Annotated in this window: 11 protein-coding genes and 1 pseudogene; 5 read left to right on the forward strand and 7 right to left on the reverse strand. The window is 65.0% G+C overall.

Features of this window, described 5'->3' with window-relative positions; all coding sequences use genetic code 11:
* Positions 1-17: 17 nt before the first annotated feature.
* Both VKM35_RS09125 and VKM35_RS09130 read right to left on the reverse strand, forming a co-directional pair.
* A complete protein-coding gene (locus VKM35_RS09125; RefSeq protein ID WP_324320624.1) occupies positions 18-494 on the reverse strand; it encodes a histidine phosphatase family protein in 477 nt (158 codons plus the stop codon).
* Entirely contained in the window at positions 495-1127 is a 633-nt protein-coding gene (locus VKM35_RS09130) for a ParA family protein (RefSeq protein ID WP_324320627.1), read from the reverse strand. It lies immediately after the preceding gene.
* Between the two features lie 222 nt (positions 1128-1349).
* Here VKM35_RS09130 and gltB point away from each other — a divergent pair, with 222 nt between their 5' ends.
* From gltB to VKM35_RS09145, 3 genes are all read left to right on the forward strand, one after another.
* The gene (gene gltB / locus VKM35_RS09135) at positions 1350-5816 is read left to right on the forward strand and encodes a glutamate synthase large subunit (RefSeq protein ID WP_324320630.1); all 4467 of its coding nucleotides are present in this window, start codon (positions 1350-1352) and stop codon (positions 5814-5816) included.
* Positions 5813-7165 carry an FAD-dependent oxidoreductase gene (locus tag VKM35_RS09140; protein WP_324320632.1) on the forward strand — a complete coding sequence of 451 codons (1353 nt, stop codon included), beginning with the start codon at positions 5813-5815 and terminating at the stop codon, positions 7163-7165. The genes gltB and VKM35_RS09140 overlap by 4 nt, the downstream gene beginning before the upstream one ends.
* Before the next feature lie 201 nt (positions 7166-7366).
* Positions 7367-8854, forward strand: coding sequence for an AAA family ATPase (locus tag VKM35_RS09145; protein ID WP_324320634.1), 1488 nt, complete (start codon positions 7367-7369; stop codon positions 8852-8854).
* Between the two features lie 44 nt (positions 8855-8898).
* On the opposite strand, the gene VKM35_RS09150 is transcribed toward VKM35_RS09145, so the two are convergent.
* The 5 genes from VKM35_RS09150 to VKM35_RS09170 all read right to left on the reverse strand — a co-directional run bounded on the left by VKM35_RS09150 (position 8899) and on the right by VKM35_RS09170 (position 16824).
* The gene (locus tag VKM35_RS09150) at positions 8899-9978 is read right to left on the reverse strand and encodes a hypothetical protein (RefSeq protein WP_324320636.1); all 1080 of its coding nucleotides are present in this window, start codon (positions 9976-9978) and stop codon (positions 8899-8901) included.
* A gap of 173 nt (positions 9979-10151) precedes the next feature.
* Entirely contained in the window at positions 10152-11069 is a 918-nt protein-coding gene (locus VKM35_RS09155) for an AEC family transporter (RefSeq protein WP_324320638.1), read from the reverse strand.
* A 182-nt stretch (positions 11070-11251) separates the two neighbouring features.
* Complete coding sequence (locus VKM35_RS09160) at positions 11252-14140, reverse strand: ATP-binding protein (protein WP_324320641.1); 2889 nt, start codon at positions 14138-14140, stop codon at positions 11252-11254.
* A gap of 7 nt (positions 14141-14147) precedes the next feature.
* Positions 14148-15347, reverse strand: coding sequence for an EAL domain-containing response regulator (locus VKM35_RS09165; RefSeq protein WP_324320643.1), 1200 nt, complete (start codon positions 15345-15347; stop codon positions 14148-14150).
* Between the two features lie 235 nt (positions 15348-15582).
* A complete protein-coding gene (locus VKM35_RS09170; protein ID WP_324320645.1) occupies positions 15583-16824 on the reverse strand; it encodes a fatty acid desaturase family protein in 1242 nt (413 codons plus the stop codon).
* A 176-nt stretch (positions 16825-17000) separates the two neighbouring features.
* Here VKM35_RS09170 and VKM35_RS09175 point away from each other — a divergent pair, with 176 nt between their 5' ends.
* Both VKM35_RS09175 and VKM35_RS09180 read left to right on the forward strand, forming a co-directional pair.
* Positions 17001-18572, forward strand: coding sequence for an SDR family oxidoreductase (locus tag VKM35_RS09175; protein WP_324320647.1), 1572 nt, complete (start codon positions 17001-17003; stop codon positions 18570-18572).
* 103 nt (positions 18573-18675) lie between these two features.
* Positions 18676-19405, forward strand: a pseudogene (locus VKM35_RS09180) (indolepyruvate ferredoxin oxidoreductase family protein); the annotation flags it as partial.

The raw sequence follows: 19405 nt of genomic DNA on the forward strand, positions 1-19405 counted from the left end.
GCGCCCGGCTCATTGCCTCATGGCCACCAGAACGCCGCCAGCTCGGCGATGCCGGGTTCCAGCAACGCATCGGCAGGCAGGCGCAGCACCGCGATCCCGCCGGCCGGCATGCCGCGAAAATCGCCGGACTGGCCGGAATTGAGCAGCGCGGCCATCTGTTCCAGGCCCGGGTTGTGGCCGACCAGCAGGATGCGGCCGAGCTCGCGGTGGTCGTCTACGATCTGCATCAGCGTGCCGGGCGTGGCTTCGTAGACGCGCGCTTCGGCGCGTTGTTCGACCACACCGATCACCGACAACACCTGCTCGACGGTTTCGCGGGTGCGCCGTGCCGGCGAAAACACCACGCGGTCGGGCAGGTAACCATTCTTCTTCAGCCAGACGCCAGCAGCCTCGGCCTCCGCCTGGCCCTCACGTGACAGCGGTCGGTCGAAATCTTCGGTGCCGGGCGCAGGAGGCTCGGCATGGGCATGGCGCAACAGGATGAGTTCTCGCATTCAGAGCGCCTTTTTGAGCCATTTCAGCAGCGGAGCCCAGTCTTCCTGGTGGCTGCGGATCTGTTCGGAGTGGTAATCGAAAACGCTCTTGCCGAGAGCGACCATGAGCACATAAGCCTGGGTGTCGCGCAGTTCGCCGGCGACCGGATAGGGCCAGCTTTTAAGTTGGGCGACGGCCTGTTGCGAGGCCGAGGTCCAGGGCTTGAGGCGATTGCCGACGATGCCGACCGGCAGCTTGCCTTTCTTGACCCGGGCCAGTGTCGCCAGGGTGTTGAGGAAAGGCACGGTGGCCTCGAGATCGATCATCGACGGATTGACCGGCACGATCACCGCGTCGGCACGTTCGAGGAAACTTTCCAGATCGTCGGCCATGGCGCCGGCGGGGGCATCGATCACCGCGGCCTGGATGCCGTCGGGCAGTTGCTTGTCCCAGTTGCGCCGGGTGCCATCGATCGGCAGCACTGCCGAGGCGAGGCTGGCGCGTTTTTCGCACCAGTGGGTGGAGGATTTCTGGCGATCGGCATCGATCAGCACGGTGCGCTTGCCCTCGAGGGCGAAGTGCGCCGCCAGGTTGGTGGCGATCGTGGTCTTGCCCGCGCCGCCCTTGGAACTGGCGACCAGTACCGTGCGCATAAGCTCCACTCCACTCCGGGGGATACCGCACTCTACAACGCCGCGCGCGCGGGAAGGAAGCGCGCGGCAACGGGCGCTTCGGCCAGTCCTGCGCCGGGTTCCAAAGCGGCTCTGGCCAAAGAGCAGAAACTCTAAGGCGCTGTGTGACGGTGGAGCCGGTACGCACCGCCCCCGGCATTCGCCGCGGCCCGCGGACGCGGCCCTACCGCCACCGGAGGGACGATGAAGCAGCCATCGTCCCGGGGTCTGTATGCCCCGGGCTTCGAACGCGACAGCTGCGGTTTCGGGCTGATCGCCAACCTCGACAACCGTCCCTCGCGCGGACTGGTGGTCTCGGCGTTGACGGCCCTTGCGCGCCTCGCGCATCGCGGCGCGGTCGGTGGCGACGGCCGCAGCGGCGATGGCTGCGGCCTGCTGATCCATGGCGCCGATAGCTTCCTGCGCACGATCGCCGCCGAGGCCGGCATCACCCTCGAGAAAAATTTCGCCGCCGGCATGATCTTCCTGCCGGTCGATCCCGACGCCGCCACCGACGCGCGCAGCGTGCTCGCCGAGGCGCTGCTGAGCCAAAACCTGCGCATCGCCGGCTGGCGCGTGGTGCCGGTGTCACGCAACGACTGCGGCCCGATCGCCTTGGCCGGCATGCCACGCATCGAGCAGGTGTTCGTTTGTGCCGATGCCGACATCAGCGCCAGCGATTTCGAGCGCGGCTTGTTCCTTGCCCGCCGTTCCGCAGAAAAAAATCTCGCCGCGCATGACGATTTCTACGTCGTCACCCTGTCGGCGCAGACCCTCGGCTACAAGGCGATGGTGCTGCCCGACGATCTGCTCGCGCTCTACCCCGATCTCGCCCGCGCCGATCTCGCCGCCAGCGTCGTGGTTTTCCATCAGCGCTTTTCCACCAACACCGCGCCGGCCTGGAAGCTCGCGCAGCCATTCCGTCTGCTCGCGCACAACGGCGAGATCAACACGATTGAAGGCAACCGGCATTGGTCGGTGGCGCGCGGCGCGCGCTGGTCGACACCGCGCGTGGACTTCGCGCAATTGCAGCCGCTGGTCGCGCTGCAAGGATCCGACTCGCAGAGCCTGGACAACATGCTCGAGACTTTGCTGGTCGGCGGCATGGACCTGCTGCAGGCGATGCGCATCCTGATTCCGCCGGCGACGTCATCGCTCGAATACAAGGATCCCGATCTCGCGGCGTTCTACGAGTACTACGGTCTCTGCGTCGATCCCTGGGACGGCCCCGCCGGCATCGTGATGTGCGACGGCCGCTACGCCGCCTGCACGCTCGATCGCAACGGCCTGCGCCCGGCACGCTGGCTGCTCACCGACGATCGCCACCTGGTGATCGCCTCGGAAGCCGGCGTCTACGATTGCGCGCCGGAAAACATCCTCGCCAAGGGCAAGCTCGGCCCCGGCGAAATGCTGGCGATCGACCTGCGCCGCGGCGTGCTGCTGCAAAGCGAAGACATCGACGCGATCAACAAGGCGCGCGCACCGTTCAAGGCGTGGCTGAAGCAGGGCGTGACTTATCTCGCCGCCGACCTGATCGATCCCTCGCTCGCCGCCGAACCCTTCGACAGCGCGACACTGCGACGCTTCCAGAAACTTTTCCAGTTGACGCGCGAAGAACGTGAATCGGTGCTGCGCGTACTCGCGGAAACCGAGCAGGAAGCGACGGGCTCGATGGGCGACGACACGCCGTTCGCTGTGCTCTCGCATCACGTCCGCCCGCTCTACGATTATTTCCGCCAGGCCTTCGCCCAGGTCACCAATCCGCCGATCGATCCGCTGCGCGAACAGGTGGTGATGTCGCTGACCACGCAGATCGGCCGCGAGGGCAATGTCTTCGCGCTCACGCCGGCGAACGCCAAGCAGGTGATGCTCAACTCGCCGGTGCTGTCGCAACGCAAACTGCGGCAGTTGCTGGCGCTGGACGATTTCGCCGATGCGCACGCACGCCTGGATCTTTTCCTCGCGCACGGCGAATCGCTGCAGCAAGGCCTGCACCGTTTACGCAACGAAGCCGAGGCCGCCGTGCGCTCCGGCAAGGTATTGCTGCTGCTTTCCGATCGCTACCCCGAGCCCGGCTGCCTGGCGATCCACGCACTGCTCGCGACCGGTGCGATCCATCACCACCTTGTGCACCTCGGCCTGCGCTGCGACTGCAATCTGATCATCGAAACCGGTACGGCGCGCGATCCGCACCAGGTCGCCTGCCTGATCGGCGTCGGCGCGACCGCGATCTATCCCTATCTCGCGTACCAGACATTGGCCGCGCTCGGACGCAACGGCATCCTCGAAGGCAAGCGCGGCAACGAAGCCGCGGAGCTCGGCCGCAGCTATCGGCGCGGCCTGAAGAAAGGCCTGCTGAAAATTCTGTCGAAGATGGGCATCAGCACCATCGGCAGCTATCGCGGTGCGCAGTTGTTCGAGATCGTCGGCCTCGCCGATGAGGTCGTCGCGCTGTGTTTTCCCGGCATTCCCAGCCGCATCCAGGGCGCGGGGTTTGTCGATCTGGAAAATGATGCACGGCAACTCGCCACGCGCGCCTGGTGCGAGCTCGACGACATCGAGCCCGGCGGCAAGCTCAAGTACGTGCACGGCGGCGAATACCACATGTACAACCCGGACGTGATCGCCAGCCTGCAGCGTTCGGTGCGCAGCGGCGAGATCGCCGATTACCAGGCGTATGCCGATCACGTCGACGGGCGCCCGGCGTCGACCTTGCGCGACTTGTTGCCGCTGCGCCGCGATGTCGCGTCCATTTCCATCGACGCGGTCGAGCCGACCGAAGCGATCCTCGCGCGTTTCGATTCCGCCGGCATGTCGTTGGGCGCGCTGTCGCCGGAAGCGCATGAAGCGTTGGCGACGGCGATGAATCGTCTCGGCGGCCGCAGCAATTCCGGCGAAGGCGGCGAAGATCCCGCACGCCACGGCAGCGAGAAACGTTCGAAGATCAAGCAGGTCGCGTCCGGACGTTTCGGTGTCACGCCCGAATACCTGATCAATGCCGAAGTGCTGCAGATCAAGATCGCGCAGGGCGCCAAGCCCGGCGAAGGCGGGCAACTGCCTGGCCACAAGGTCAACGAACTGATCGCGCGCCTGCGTTACGCGCGCCCCGGCATTGGTCTGATCTCGCCGCCGCCGCATCACGATATCTATTCGATCGAAGATCTTGCGCAGCTCATCTACGATCTGAAGGAAGTCAATCCGACCGCGCTGGTGTCGGTGAAGCTGGTTTCGCACGCCGGCATCGGCACGATCGCCGCCGGCGTGGTCAAGGCCTATGCCGACCTCATCACCGTGTCGGGCTACGACGGCGGCACCGGCGCCTCACCGCTGTCGTCGATCCATCACGCCGGCACGCCCTGGGAACTGGGGCTGTCGGAAATCCAGGAGACGCTGCGCCGCAACGACCTGCGCCACCGCGTGCGCGTGCAGGTCGATGGCGGACTGAAAACCGGGCTCGACGTGATCAAGGGCGCGATCCTTGGCGCCGAGAGTTTCGGCTTCGGCACCGCGCCGATGGTCGCACTCGGTTGCAAATATCTGCGCATCTGCCATCTCAACAATTGCGCGACCGGTGTCGCCACGCAGGACGCGCGCCTGCGCAAGGATCACTTCACCGGCCTGCCGGAAATGGCGATGAATTTCTTCCGTTTCGTCGCCGAAGACGTGCGGCAATGGCTGGCGAAGCTCGGCGTCGCGCGCTTGCAGGACCTGATCGGCCGCACCGACTTGCTGCAACTCGCCGATGGCGAAAACCCGCGTCAGCGCGGCCTCGACCTGAGCCCCATCCTCGCTGCCAGCGGCTTGCGCAGCGATGCCGCGCAATATTGCCGCGAAGCGCGCAATCTTCCGCGCGATCCCGGCACGCTGGCGACCAAGATGCTGGCCGACATGCGCACGGCGATCGTCGAAGCACGTGGCGGCCAGTTCCAGTATGCGATCCGCAATTGCGACCGCAGCATCGGCGCACGCCTGTCCGGCGAGATCGCCCGCGCGCACGGCGACCTCGGCATGAGCGAAGCGCCGATCCAGATAAATTTCACCGGCATCGCCGGGCAGAGTTTTGGCGCCTGGAATGCCGGCGGCCTGCAGTTGCATCTGGAAGGCGACGCCAACGATTACGTCGGCAAAGGCATGGCCGGCGGTCGCATCGTGCTGCAACCACCGAAAGCGGCGCGCTTCATCGCACGCGATACGCCGATCATGGGCAACACCTGTATGTACGGCGCCACCGGCGGTGAGTTGTACGCCGCCGGTCGCGCCGGCGAACGCTTCGCCGTGCGCAATTCCGGTGCGACCGCGGTAATCGAAGGCGTTGGTGACCATGGCTGCGAGTACATGACTGGCGGCAGCGTCGTCGTGCTCGGCCGCACCGGCCTGAATTTCGGTGCCGGCTTCACCGGCGGCATGGCTTACGTGCTCGACCTCGACCGCGATTTCGTCGACCGCTACAACCACGAACTCATCGACGTGCTGCGCATCACGCCCGAAGGCATGGAGAACCATCGCCAACATCTGCGCCAGCTGATCCGCACGCATGTTGGCCATACCGGCAGCGTCTGGGGCCGGCAACTGCTCGAGGATTTCCGCGATGTCGCCGGCCGTTTCTGGCTGGTGAAACCGAAAGCCGCCAGCCTGGAATCGCTGGTCGAAGCGCTGCGGCGGGCGGCATGAAAGCGCAGCCGTTCCAGTTTATCGACCTGCCCCGGCGCATGCCGCGCGAACTCGACGTCGCCGTGCGCGTGGTCGGCTGGCAGGAAATCTACGGTCACTACGAAGCGCCGCAGGCCGCCGAGCAATCCGCGCGCTGCCTGGACTGCGGCAATCCGTATTGCGAGTGGAAGTGCCCGGTACACAACTACATTCCGAACTGGCTCACGCTGGTGCGCGAAGGGCGCTTGTTCGAAGCCGCGGAGCTCGCGCACGAAACCAATCCATTGCCGGAAATCTGCGGCCGCGTCTGCCCGCAGGATCGCCTCTGCGAAGGCGCCTGCACGCTCAACACCGGTTTCGAATCGGTGACGATCGGCTCGATCGAGAAATACATCGTCGACGAGGCGTTCAAGCAGGGCTGGCGACCGGATCTTTCCAACGTGCGCGCCACCGGCAAACGCGTCGCGGTCATCGGCGCCGGTCCGGCCGGCCTCGCCTGCGCCGATCGCCTGGTGCGCGCCGGCATCGAAGCGCATGTGTTCGATCGCCATCCGCAGATCGGCGGCCTGCTGACCTTCGGCATCCCACCGTTCAAACTGGAAAAGTCGGTGATGCTCACGCGCCGCGGCGTGCTCGAGGCGATGGGCGTGCGTTTTCATCTTGGCATCGACATCGGCCGCGATATCGCCTTCGAAACTCTGCTGCGCGATTTCGATGCGGTGTTCGTCGGCACCGGCGCTTACACGGCCGTCGATGGTCGCTTGCCCGGGCAGGAGCTTCCCGGCGTGACGCCGGCGCTGCCGTTCCTGATCGCCAATGCGCATCGCATTCTCGCTCCCGAGGCGATTCCGGATCCGATGCTCGATCTCGCCGGAAAACGCATCATCGTGCTCGGCGGCGGCGATACCGCGATGGATTGCGTGCGTACTTCCATTCGACTCGGTGCGGCGGAAGTCAGCTGCGTGTATCGCCGCGGCGAAGCGAACATGCCCGGCTCGCGCCGCGAAGTGAAAAACGCCCGCGATGAAGGCGTGCGCTTCCTGTTCGATCGCCCACCGCTGGCGATCGAAGGCGGCGCGCGTGTTCGCGGCGTGCGCGTCGGCATTGGCGGCGGCGAGGAAGTGCTCGCCGCCGACGTCGTCATCATCGCCTTCGGTTTTCGCCCTAGCCCCGCGTCCTGGCTGGCCGAGCACGGCATCGCGCTGCGCGAACAAGGCCACGTGCGGATCGATGGCGGCCTGCCCTACCAGACCTCGAATCCACGCGTCTTCGCCGGCGGCGACAACGTCCGCGGCGCCGATCTGGTGGTGACCGCAGTCCACGATGGCCGCGATGCCGGCGTGGCGATAGCGAAGATGCTGCTGGCGTGAGCGGGTTGCTCGCGTAGACAGTGGATCCCCTCCCCTGCAAGCAGGGGAGGGTTAGGGTGGGGTGGAGTCTTGCCACGCAAGCATCTGCCCCTCCCTGCCCCTGTTAACAGCGGGAGGAGCGCGTTGTTTGAATGGCCAGTTGCGTTTGCGCTTCGTCCCGCGATGGTATCGTTGCCACCCCGAGAATCGCTGTTGGTCCGCATGTCCGAACTGCAAGATCTGTCTTCGCTGATCCGCTCCAACACGCCGCTGATCGTGATCGAAACGCCGGACGAGGCGCGCGTCGTCGATCTGTTCCGGCATCTGCTGGCGAACGTTTTCCGCGCGTTGTATCGCTGGTCGATTACCGAAGGCATGCGCCGCGTCGACATGGACCGCGAGGACGAGGCCGAAACCGCACCCGACATCAGCACCACGCTGCACGCGATCAAGGCGCACGACCAGCGCGGCATCTATCTTCTGCTCGATGTCATGCCCTACCTCGGTTACGCCAGCACGCAGCGCATGCTGCGCGAGATCGTCGACCGTCGTGGCTGCCTCGAACACACGATCGTGCTGGTCGGCAACAAGATCGAGCTCGCGCCGGAGCTGGAAACTCTGGCCGTGCGATTCTCGCTGCGCCTGCCCGACGAACATGCGCTGCTGAAGATGGTCAACGACGAAGCGGCGCTGTACATGCGCGAAAACGGCGGCAAGCGCGTGGTCGTGGACAAGGACGCGCTCGCCGTGATCGTGCGCAACCTGCGCGGCCTGGCGATGACCGAGGCGCGGCGCATCGCCCGTCATCTGGTGTTCCGCGACGGCGCCATCGGTGCGCATGATCTGCCGGAACTGGCGAAGCTGAAATTCGAGCTGCTCAATCGCAGCGGCCATTTGCATTTCGAATACGACACCGCGCAGTTCGCCGACGTCGCCGGCCTGTCGCGACTCAAGCAATGGATCGGCCTGCGCCGCGAAGTTTTTTCCAGCGGCGAGTTGCCGGTCGGACTGGACGCACCCAAGGGCGTGTTGCTGCTCGGCGTGCAGGGCTGCGGCAAGAGCCTGGCGGCGAAAGCGGTGGCCGGCGGCTTCGGCGTACCACTGGTGCGTCTGGATTTCGGCACGCTGTACAACAAATTCCATGGCGAGACGGAAAAAAACCTGCGCGACGCGTTGTCGTCAGCCGAACAACTCGAACCCTGCGTCCTGTGGATCGACGAACTCGAAAAAGGCCTGGCCAGCGCCGGCAGCAGCGAGGACGGCGGCGTGTCGCGGCGCGTACTCGGCTACTTCCTCACCTGGATGGCCGAGCGCAAATCGCGCGTATTTCTGGTTGCCACCGCCAACGCCGTGCAGGAACTGCCGCCGGAACTGCTACGCAAGGGTCGCTTCGACGAAATCTTTTTCGTCGACCTGCCCAACCATGGCGCACGCAGCGAAATCTTCCGCCTGCACCTGGAAAAACGCCGCGTCGACTGGGGCTCGTTCTCGCTCACGCACCTGGCCGAAGCCAGCGCCGGTTTTTCCGGCGCGGAAATCGAGCAGGCGATCGTCAGCGCGCTCTACACTGCGCACGCGGAAAAGATCGCGGTCACCGAAGCCAAGTTGATCGAGGAAATCCGCAACACCCGCCCGCTCTCGGTGCTGATGGCCGAACAGGTCGAAGGCCTGCGCGAATGGGCGAAAACGCGGACGGTGCCGGCGGATTGAGGCGGTGCCGCTGTCGTGCGCCGACGGCGCGCGCACGATCTCGCTCAGTCGGTTTTCTTCGCTGCGTCTTTCGCCGATTCCCGGGCGGTGTCCAACGCCGCTTGCAGCGCCCTGATTTCTTCCGCGCGCGATCGCCAGCCGGTCGGCGGGTCCAGCGGCAGGTTCTCGATTTCCAGCGTGTGCCTGAGCGCGACGAGCTCGGTCTCCTGCGTCGTCAGCAGCAGATGCCGGCGGAGACTGGCGCTGATTTGGGTCGCGTCGCGGGCTCCGTCCTGCCACAGCTTCGCCATCTGGCTTTGCTGCCATTCGATGCGACGGCGTTCGCGTACGGCCTGTTCCTTGTCGGCATCCGTCGCCGCGCCGAGTTCGATCAGACGCAGGGCAATGATGGCATCCGCGACATTGTCCGAGCCCGCGAACAGGTGCTGGCCGAGGCGCAGGCAGTCGACGCGCCTTGCCTGATCGGCGCTCTTGCAAAGCTTGAGCACGGCACCGTTGCCGGGGATCGCGAACGCGGCAGCGAAGCCGCTGGCGGAAATCACTGCGGCCTCCTGGTCATCGAGATTGCCGCGATCCCCCGGCGGCAGGGTCTGCGCCCAATGCAGCGCGAGAAAGCGTTGATAAAGCGCTTTCTGCACCAGCTCATAACTGCTCCGATAGCGGGTCGCGTTGGCGGCCTGCGCAAGAATCTTCTGCTCCAGCGCAGCGTCTCCCTGTATCTCTGGCTGACCCAACAGGGCCAACCCGAAATAGGCGTTGTCGGCGATCGACTTCACCAGCAGATCGATGGCCGCTGCGCGTTGCCCGGACGCCTCTTCGCGACTCATCGCGGTCAAGTCCAGCGCCTGCACCATCGGATCGGTTGCGGCATCGTGAGTGGCCGCCTCGCGGATCGCCCGGCCGGTCGCGGCCGGAACCGAAAACACCGGCATTCCCGTCGTCGTTTGCAACTGCAAGGCCTGACCCAGGACAACCCGCACCAGCGGCGATGCATCGGGCGCCGCGGCTTTCAGCCAATACGGCGAAACATCGTAGGGTTTGGTTTCGTCGACAACTTGCGCAGCCGCGGATATCGAGAAAATGGACAGCGACGACAGCAGCGCAAGTCTCGCAAGACCAAACATGTTCATACCAATCGATGGAAAACGAGCAGCAGCCTGACCCACGCGAGAAAGCCGGTCAAGATCGCGATGGCGTGGTGATGGCTGGAGGAGGTTGGCGTCGCGATGCGGGCTGAACCGGCTCGCGATCACGCATTTCCACGCACCCGAATTCGCGGCCACGTCCGCTCCTGCGATCAAAACAGGGCAACCCCCATGCTCCATGCCCACAGCGGCAGCGTGAGCAACGACAAAAGGATGCCGTAGCCGACCAGCGCAGCGGCGAGGCCGGGGGCGAGGCGGTGCGAGATCGCGAGGGCGCCGGCGGTGATCATCGGTGGCATCGCCGATTCCAATACCACCGCGTGCGCTTTGGTCGCATCGAAGCCGAGCCAGGGGACGATCGCGAAGGCGAGCAGCGGCATCAGCAGCAACTTCAGCGTCAGTCCGGCGGCGAGGGGTTTGAGTTCATCGCGCGGCAATTTGAAACGCAGGCTCAGGCCGATCGCGAGCATCGCCAGCGGCAGCAGCGCATCGGATACGCGTTGCAGGATGCCGGCGATCGCCACGGGCGGCTCGGCGGGCATCACGCTGATGCCGATCAGCAAAGCGATCAACGGCGGAAAGCGCAGGATGCGCAACGCGATTTCGCGCGCGGTCGGCGTGCGATCGCCACCGTAGCGCGCGAGCACGAACAGACCGAAGGTCGACAGGATCAGGAAGGCGCCGAACTGGTCGTAGATCACCGCGTAAGGCAGCGCGGCGTCGCCGAGCAGTGCGCGCACCAGCGGGTAGCCGAGAAAACTGGTGTTGCCCAGCGCAACGCAGAGCAGCAGCACCGCATGTTCGTCGCGACGCAAACGCAGCCAGCGCGTCACAGCGCCGACCGACAGCACCGTTGCGCCCAGCAGCAACCAGGGCACCAGCGCGATACCGGCGACGGAAATATCCAGATGCAGTCGCGGCGCGTAACGCAGCACCGCCGCCGGCAGGCAGACATACAACACCACCTGGTTGAGCGTCTCGGCGGCGTTGTCGGGAAACACGCGCAGACGCTGGAACAGCACGCCCAGCGACAGCATCAAAAGGATCAGCAGGAAAGCATCGAGGGCCACGTCTACCTCAGCAGTAACTACACCCAAGGTCGCATGATTGCGTTGACCAAGGACCTACCCGAAACAAGATTCGTCGCATGATTGCGTTGACCAAAGTCCTACCCGAGGCAAGATTCGTCGCGTGCTTGCGTCGACCAAGGACCTTACCTCGACAAATCAAAAAATCGCAGCCATGCCCGCCCCTACGACGCGGCTTCCTGCTGGATATGCCAACGCAAACGATCGGCGGCGGTCTGCACATCCGCCGATAGCGGCAGCAGTTGCGGCCAGTCGGCGGCTTTGGCGGCGAGTTCGAGTTCGGCGGCGGCGTGGGCGAGTTCGCTGGCGCCGATCAGCCGCGCGGCGCCCTTGATCTTGTGCGCCTGCCGCGCCAGTTGCGCGGTGTCGCCGGCCTCGCGGGCCTGGCGCAGCTCCTGCAGGTCGCCGTTGGTACTGGTGATGAAGTCATCGAGCAACGCGCGGGTTTCGCTGGCGACGCCACCAGTGAGTTCGTTGAGCACGCTGCGATCGAGCGGGGTTGGCGGAGCCTGCAGTTGCGGCAGGATGACTTGCGAAGAAGCGGAAGCAATCGCGGTCATGCCCGTTCCCACGGTGCCAGCGGCGGTCTTCGTATGCGGCAGCCATTTCTGCAAGCAGGCCGCGAGCACCGGGATGCTCACCGGCTTGGCGAGGTAGTCATCCATGCCGGACGCGAGACAACGCTCGGCTTCGCCCTTGAGCGCAGCGGCGGTCAACGCCACCATCGGCGTGCGCGGCTTGCCGCCGCGTTGCTCTTCCTCGCGCAGGGCGCGCGCCATCTGGTAGCCATCCATCACCGGCATGTGCACGTCGGAAAGCACAAGCGCGTAACGGCCGCTGCGCCACTTCTCCAAACCGAGTTGGCCATCGTCGGCCGATTCGCTGGCATAGCCGGCGAGCGCAAGTTGCCGCGCGACGACGAGACGATTGGTCGGATGATCGTCGACGATCAGGATCAGGCTGCGTTCGGCCTCGGCCTGCGCAATGCCGGGCAAAGGCCGCGGCACGAAACTGCCGGGCTGGCCGGGCTGGAAGCGATCGGGCTCGATGTCCGCAACCTGCCCGCGCGGCAAACTCAACGCCAGACGCAGCGTGGTGCCGGCGCCGGGCGTGCTGTCCATGCTGACATCGCCGCCCATCATGTCGGCGAGGCGGCGGCTGATCACCAGACCCAGGCCAGTGCCGCCGAAACGGCGCGTGGTGCTGCCTTCGGCCTGGCTGAAAGGCTGGAACAGTTTCGCCTGCTGCTCGGGCGTAACGCCGATGCCGGTGTCGGTGATGCGGAATACCAGCTGGTCGAGATCCTGTTCGCGGCCTTTCCATTCCAGCGCGACTTCGACAAAACCATTCTCGGTGAACTTGATCGCGTTCGACAGGAAGTTCGACAGGATCTGGCGCAGGCGCAGGCCATCAGCGACATGCGCCGGGCCGACGCGCGGATCGACGGTCACCGTCAGCACCAGGCCCTTGCTCGATGCCGACCCGGTGAAATTGGCTGCGGTCGATTGCAGCAGTTTGGCCAGGTCGATCGTCGTCGGCGCGAGCTCGAGGCGGCCGGCATCGACCTTCGAGAAATCCAGGATGTCGCCGATGATCTGCAGCAGCGATGCCGCCGACTGCTGGATCACGTGGATGGTGCGGCGTTGTTCGGTATCGAGCTCGCTGTGCGACAGCACTTCCAGCATGCCGGTGACGCCGATCATCGGCGTGCGGATCTCGTGGCTCATCGCGGCGAGGAAGGAACCCTTGGCGATGTTGGCGTCGCGCGCGGCGGTCTCGCTGGCGCGCAGCTTTTTTTCCAGTTGCTTGATCTGGGTCAGGTCGGTGGCAACGGCAAGATAGCCGACGTTCTTGCCGCTTTCGTCGCGCATCGCCGAGGTCGCCAGCAGCACCGGTACGTGGCCGCCGTCCTTGCGCACGATCGTCCACTCCTGCGGCGGCATGCCCTGTTCGATCATCACCGGGATCAGGCGCGTATCGGCGGGCACCGTGCGATCCAGCGCCGAGGTCAGCTGGCCGGCGATCAAGGCCATCTCGTCGGGCAGGAACATGCGATTGGGGATGGTCTCGCCCTTCACTTCCTCGGCGCGATAGCCGGTGAGTTTTTCCGCGAACGGATTGAAGCTGGTGAAGCGCCCGTCGAGGTCGATCGACATCACCGCCACGCGCGCCGCGGCGAACAGGGAACGCTGGAACACCTCGCTGCGCTGCAGGCTGGCGCGCACGTTTTCGTTGTTGAGCAGCTGTTCGTTGAGCTCGTTCTCGAAGCGGCGGACGTCGTCGCGCATGGTCAGGAAGCCGTCGAGCACTTCGCCGAGCTCGCCCTCGGCACGGAAGCGCGGCACCGCGTGATAGTCGTGCCGGCGCATCTGCTGCGACAAGTCGCGCAGGCTTTCCACGCCCTTGTAGATGTTGCGCACGATCTTCTGCGCGATCAGCGCGAATACGCCCAAGCCGCCAAGGATTAGCGCGATGCGCAGGATCGCCGCTTCGCGTGCGCGCAGCAGCGACGCCTGCACGCGGCGGTCGGCTTCGATCAGCTGCAGGTCGCTGAAATATTTCAGGCGCGTGGTGACCGGATCGATGGCCGGATACAACTCGGTGTCGGCGAAATGCCCAAGCTCGACGATGTTCTTGCGCTGCAGGATGCCGCGCAGCGTCATCGCGGCCCGGTCGGCGCGGACCTTGGCGCGATCGATCTGTCCGATCAGCTCTTTTTGTTCGGCACTTTGCGGTTGTGCGGACAGGATCTGCCAATGTTCGTCGATGCGCAGGCGCGCGCCGTCGATCACCTGCACGCCCTCTTCCCAACTCATCAGGTAGTTGCGCACGCGGAAAGTGGTGTCGACGTAGTCGAGGCCGTAGGCATCCGACACCGCCTTGATCCGGCGCAGGCTGCTCAGCGATTCGCCCTTGAGCTGTTGCAGGGCAACGTTGTTGTTCTGCCGCTCCCACTCATCGAGCAGCAGCACACCGACACTGGCGAACAACATCAGGGCGAACAGGCCCAGCAACTGCTGGCGGATGCTCAAGGTCCGGCCGAGAGCGATCATGCGGTGCTCAGTGGCGGGTGTTGCGCCAGCGCAGGATCGCGTCGGGAAGCATCTCGCCGGGCACCGGCTGCGAGATCAGGTAGCCCTGGGCGTAATCGCAGCCCAACTGCGCCAGCAGCTGCCACTCTTCCATCGTCTCCACGCCTTCGGCGACGACGCTGAGGTCGAGTTTGCGCGCGAGGTCGAGACTGGTTTCGATCACCGCGCGCTTGCGCGGCTGATCGGGCGCGCCACCGACGAAGCCCTGGTCGATCTTGAGTTCGGTGAACGGAATCTGCGACAGCTGCGTGAGTGAGGAATAGCCGGTGCCAAAATCATCGACCGAGAGTCCGAAGCCTTTCAGGCGCAGGCGCGCGAGCAGGCCGAGGCCGCGGGCAGTGTCGCTCATCACCGAGCTTTCGGTGATTTCCAGGATCACGAATTCCGGCGCCAGGCCGTGTTCGCGCAGGATGGCCTCGTAGCGATCGGCGACTTCCGGACCACTGAGGTTGTGTGCGGACACGTTGACGGAAATGCGCAGCTGCTCGAGGCCGGCTTCGCGCCATTTTCTGGACCAGCGACAACTTTCGATCAGCATGTGGTTGGTCAGCGCCTCGATCATGCCGCCGCTTTCCACCATCGGAATGAACACCGACGGCGGCACCATGCGGCCGTCGGCGAGACGCCAGCGTGCCAATGCCTCGACGCCGACGATCTTGCCGTTGGCGAATTCCGCCTGCGGCTGGAAATGCGGAAAGATCTCGTTGTTCGCCATCGCCGCGCGCAGCTGTTCGAAATCGACGGCGACAGCATCGTCGTTGCCGACCACGACCGGGCTGGACTCGTACAGCGAAAGAATGTGCGTGAGCTTGCCCGGCGACAACGGTTTCTCGACCGCGCCGAGCACGCGCAGGCCCGAGGCCTTGGCCATCACCTGCACGGTGTGCAGCAGCGCCGGATCCATCGCGCTGACCACGGCGATCGAGCGCGCGAGATGTTCCTGGGCGACGTGGCCGATGAACTCGACGCCATCCATGCCGGGCATGTCGAGATCGACCAGCACGACATCGGGGGGTTGCGGCAGCGAACGCAGCAGTTCCAGTCCCTGGAAACCATCGGCGGCCTCAAGCAGGCGGGTCAGGCCGAGGTCGGCGAGCAGGCGCAGGCCCAGCCGACGCTGGAAGCCATGGTCTTCGACGAGGAGGACTTGCAGTTCGCTCAGACTCATCTGGCTCCCTCCTGGAGCTGGTTCCCCGACTCTAACCGGCGCCCGCGGGGTGCGGAAGCCCGCAACGCAACATACCCGATATTTTTGCCGGCGCCGTCACCCGATTACCGTGCCATGCGTCGCATTGCCGGGCGAAACGGGTCCGCAACGCGAGCGCAGGCAGAATCGTCTTCTTGTTCGTCACGGCACGGCAAAGCGTCTGCGGTCACGACCCGCGAAGCCAGCGCGCATCGCGTTACCCATGCTCACCGGGCGCGGTCATTCGCCGCATCTCGCTATCGCCCATCAGGATCGACCACAGCCGGGCAAAGCGTTTGAAAACGCTCTCCTCGATGTAGGGCACGCCGTGTCGGCGACAGATCGCCTTGAGCTGCGGCGCGGCCTGGCGGTACTTGAGCATCGGCAGGTCGGGCCAGACGTGATGTTCGATCTGGTAGTTGAGATAGCCCATGAGGAAATCCTTCGCATCGCTGCCGCCGGGATAATTCACCGAGCCGACCACCTGCTGGAAATGGAACTCCGCCTTGTTCGCACAGCGACCGTCGAAACGATAGACGTCGTCGCCGGTGTGGTTGGGCGCGATGATCACGAACGACACGACGTTGGCGACGATTTCGGCGAGCAGCGAGTTGATCAGCACGGCGCTCCAGGCCTGTACGCCCAAAGGCAGGAACAGCGCGGGAATTACTCCGAAACGAATCACCGCATACGGCAGCACGCAGCGCAGCCAGAACTCCAGGCCCCAGGCCGTGACCGGCAGCACCACGCGCTCGCCGGGAATCACCCAGCGTTTGACCGTGCCCATGGTCGGCAGCGGTTGCGTGCGTGATTGCTCCGGCGTCTGCGCGCGAATTTTCTGGTGTTGCTTCCACGCCCAGAAAGTATTGGGCGCGTAGTAGGTGAGCTTCCAGGTCATCATCAACACCGCCACCAGCAGCCACTTGAAAACGCGCGGCATCGAACGGTGACGGATGAACCAGGCGTTGCGTTCGACCAGATCGGGATCGTCGCGCTGGCCAGTGTTGTAGTGGTGCAATTGGTTGTGTTCGTGCGCCCAGGCTTCCGGATGCAGCCAGTCGAGCCAGTCGATGAAACGTCGCCAGCCGCCGAGCGCGAAGCGTTTGCTGTGGTAGCGATCGGGAACGCCAGGCACCGCGTCGTAGCCACGATGCATCACATGGTGCGTGACCGACGACCAGCGCCCGACATTGCCCATGCCCAGCAACAGCGCCGCGACCGGATTGGGCAACAACCAGGCGAAGGCATAACCGAGCAATGTGCAGATCCGCGCCCAGCGCGCCATCTTGCGCAGATGGGCGACGTCAGCGGCACCGAGGCTGGCCTTGAGCTGTGCGTGCAAAGCATCGACGTCGCGGGAAAAGGCCTTGATGTCGATGCCGGCGAAGGCGGCCTCAGTGGGCGTCGCCGGTTCGTCGCCGGGCTCGTTCAGCTGGGAATCTTGCAGGGGCCCGGACATGCATCACCGCTGGTTGTGGGGGGAGGCGCAGGGGCCACGGCGGCATGATCGCATCCGCAAGCTGCGATAATGCGGCAGCCGGTTCCAGATCGGCCGATTGCTTCCAGCGGGGCGGCACCGCCGACCCTCCGCTCCCGGACCTCCAGCGGTCCGATCAACCCCTTGGATTTCGCTTCGTGACCACGACCAAACTCGATTCCCCGTCGGCCGATGCCGCGCCTGATTTGCTGACGCGCCTGCGTGCCGCGACCGAGCTGCTCGAAAGCATCGCCGCCGATCGCGCCCTGCTCGATACGCTGCCCGAAGCCGACGGCAAGCGGCTCAAGGCGGCGGTGACGCGCATCCACCACCCCGACCCGATCGCCCATCGCCAACTCAAGCGCGCCGCGCGGCGCGAGCAGAAGGCGGAAAAAATCCAGCGCGAGGATGCCGTGCTCAACGACACCGGCATCCGCGCCTTGCGTCGCAAACCGGTATTCACCACGCCGAACTATTTTCCGCCGGAAGGATTCGTGGCGCAGGACAACGACAACGACGAGCCCGAATGCCGCGAAGCGATCGAACCGCAGCACTGCTATGTCTGCAAGAAGAAGTATTCGCGGATCCATCATTTCTACGACCAGCTTTGTCCGCAATGCGCGGACTTCAACTTCCTCAAGCGCACCGAAACCGCCGACCTGCACGGCCGCGTCGCGCTGCTGACCGGTGGCCGCGTGAAGATCGGTTACCAGGCCGGCCTCAAACTGTTGCGCGCCGGCGCACAACTCATCGTCACCACACGCTTCCCGCGCGATTCCGCCGCGCGTTATGCGCAGGAGCCGGATTTCTCCGACTGGGGCCATCGTCTGGAAATCTTCGGCCTCGACCTGCGCCACACGCCCAGCGTCGAAGCGTTCTGCCAGACGCTGATCGCCACGCGCCCGCGCCTGGACTTCATCATCAACAACGCCTGCCAGACCGTGCGTCGTCCGCCGGAGTTCTATGCGCACATGATGGCCGGCGAGACCGCCGCGCATCACGACATGCCTGAGACCATCCGCAAACTTCTCGGCAGTTACGAGGGCCTGCGTGGCTACGATCTGCTGCCCGACGGCAATGCGTTGTCGACGCCGAACGAAGGCCGTCTTGCGCAAGCGCCTGGATTGACTCGCGCTGCCGAGCTGTCGCAGCTACCGCTGCTCGCCGACGAATTGCTCGGGCAAAAACATTTGTTTCCGGAAGGCCGGCTCGACCAGGACCTGCAGCAGGTCGATCTGCGCGGACGCAATTCCTGGCGCCTGCTGATGGCGGAAGTCCCGTCGGTGGAGTTGCTGGAGGTGCAGCTGGTCAACGCGGTCGCGCCGTTCCTGATCAATGCGCGCCTGAAGCCGTTGCTGCTGAAAACGCCAGATCGCGACAAGCACATCGTCAACGTATCGGCGGTGGAAGGACAGTTCTATCGCAACTTCAAGACCACGCGACATCCGCATACCAACATGGCCAAGGCCGCGCTGAATATGATGACGCGCACCGCCGCCACCGATTACCACGGCGACGGCATTCACATGAACAGCGTCGACACCGGCTGGGTGACCGACGAGGATCCGATCGAGATCGCCACGCGCAAGCAGGCCGAAGAACGTTTCCATCCGCCACTGGACATCGTCGACGGCGCCGCGCGTATCGTCGACCCGATCATCGCCGGCATCAACAGCGGCGAACACGTCTGGGGCCAGTTCCTCAAGGACTACCGACCCACCGATTGGTGAGCCCGGTCACGGGAAGGGCGCAGCGACCGGGGTGAAAGTCCCGGCCCGCGACCCCCTGCTATAATTTGGAGTCTTTGCTCCACGTCTTTCACAGGTTGCCGCCATGTCCGTGCCCGCCATTCCCAATCCCGTCCTCGACGGCGACTACACCCTCGAACACAAGTACACCCGCAACGAGGGGCGTATCTATCTGTCGGGCGTGCAGGCGCTGGTGCGACTGCCGCTGATGCAGCAGATGCGCGACCGCGCCGCCGGGCTCAACACCGCCGGTTTCATTTCCGGTTATCGCGGCTCGCCGCTCGGCGGTTTCGATCTGGAATTGTGGAAGGCGAAGAAGCACCTCGCCGCCTCCAGCATCGAGTTCACGCCCGGCCTCAACGAAGACCTCGGCGCGACCATGGTCTGGGGCTCGCAACAGACCAATCTTTTCGCCGGCGCGAAATACGACGGCGTGTTTTCCATGTGGTACGGCAAGGGTCCGGGCGTGGATCGCTGCGGCGACGTGTTCAAGCACGGCAACGCCGCCGGCACATCGACGAATGGCGGCGTGCTCGCACTGGCCGCCGATGACCACGCCTGCCGCTCGTCGACGCTGCCGCATGGCTCGGAGCTCGAATTCGTCAGCGCGATGATGCCGGTGCTCAATCCTGCCGGCGTGCAGGACATCCTCGACATGGGCCTGCTCGGCTGGGCGATGTCGCGTTTCTCCGGGCGCTGGGTCGGCTTCAAGACCATCGCCGAAACCGTCGAATCCTCGGCTTCGGTCAACGTCAATCCGCATCAGTTGGATATCGTGCTGCCCGGCGATTTCGAAATGCCGTTCGGCGGCCTCA

Source organism: Arenimonas sp. (assembly GCF_035312645.1).
GTDB lineage: Bacteria > Pseudomonadota > Gammaproteobacteria > Xanthomonadales > Xanthomonadaceae > Arenimonas.

Coding starts and splice junctions, on each gene's coding strand:
- VKM35_RS09160 (WP_324320641.1), bottom strand. CDS start 14,140: ATGATCGCTCTCGGCCGGACCTTGAGCATCCGCCAGCAGTTGCTGGGC.
- VKM35_RS09150 (WP_324320636.1), bottom strand. CDS start 9,978: ATGTTTGGTCTTGCGAGACTTGCGCTGCTGTCGTCGCTGTCCATTTTC.
- VKM35_RS09140 (WP_324320632.1), top strand. CDS start 5,813: ATGAAAGCGCAGCCGTTCCAGTTTATCGACCTGCCCCGGCGCATGCCG.
- VKM35_RS09170 (WP_324320645.1), bottom strand. CDS start 16,824: ATGTCCGGGCCCCTGCAAGATTCCCAGCTGAACGAGCCCGGCGACGAA.
- VKM35_RS09125 (WP_324320624.1), bottom strand. CDS start 494: ATGCGAGAACTCATCCTGTTGCGCCATGCCCATGCCGAGCCTCCTGCG.
- VKM35_RS09165 (WP_324320643.1), bottom strand. CDS start 15,347: ATGAGTCTGAGCGAACTGCAAGTCCTCCTCGTCGAAGACCATGGCTTC.
- VKM35_RS09130 (WP_324320627.1), bottom strand. CDS start 1,127: ATGCGCACGGTACTGGTCGCCAGTTCCAAGGGCGGCGCGGGCAAGACC.
- gltB (WP_324320630.1), top strand. CDS start 1,350: ATGAAGCAGCCATCGTCCCGGGGTCTGTATGCCCCGGGCTTCGAACGC.
- VKM35_RS09145 (WP_324320634.1), top strand. CDS start 7,367: ATGTCCGAACTGCAAGATCTGTCTTCGCTGATCCGCTCCAACACGCCG.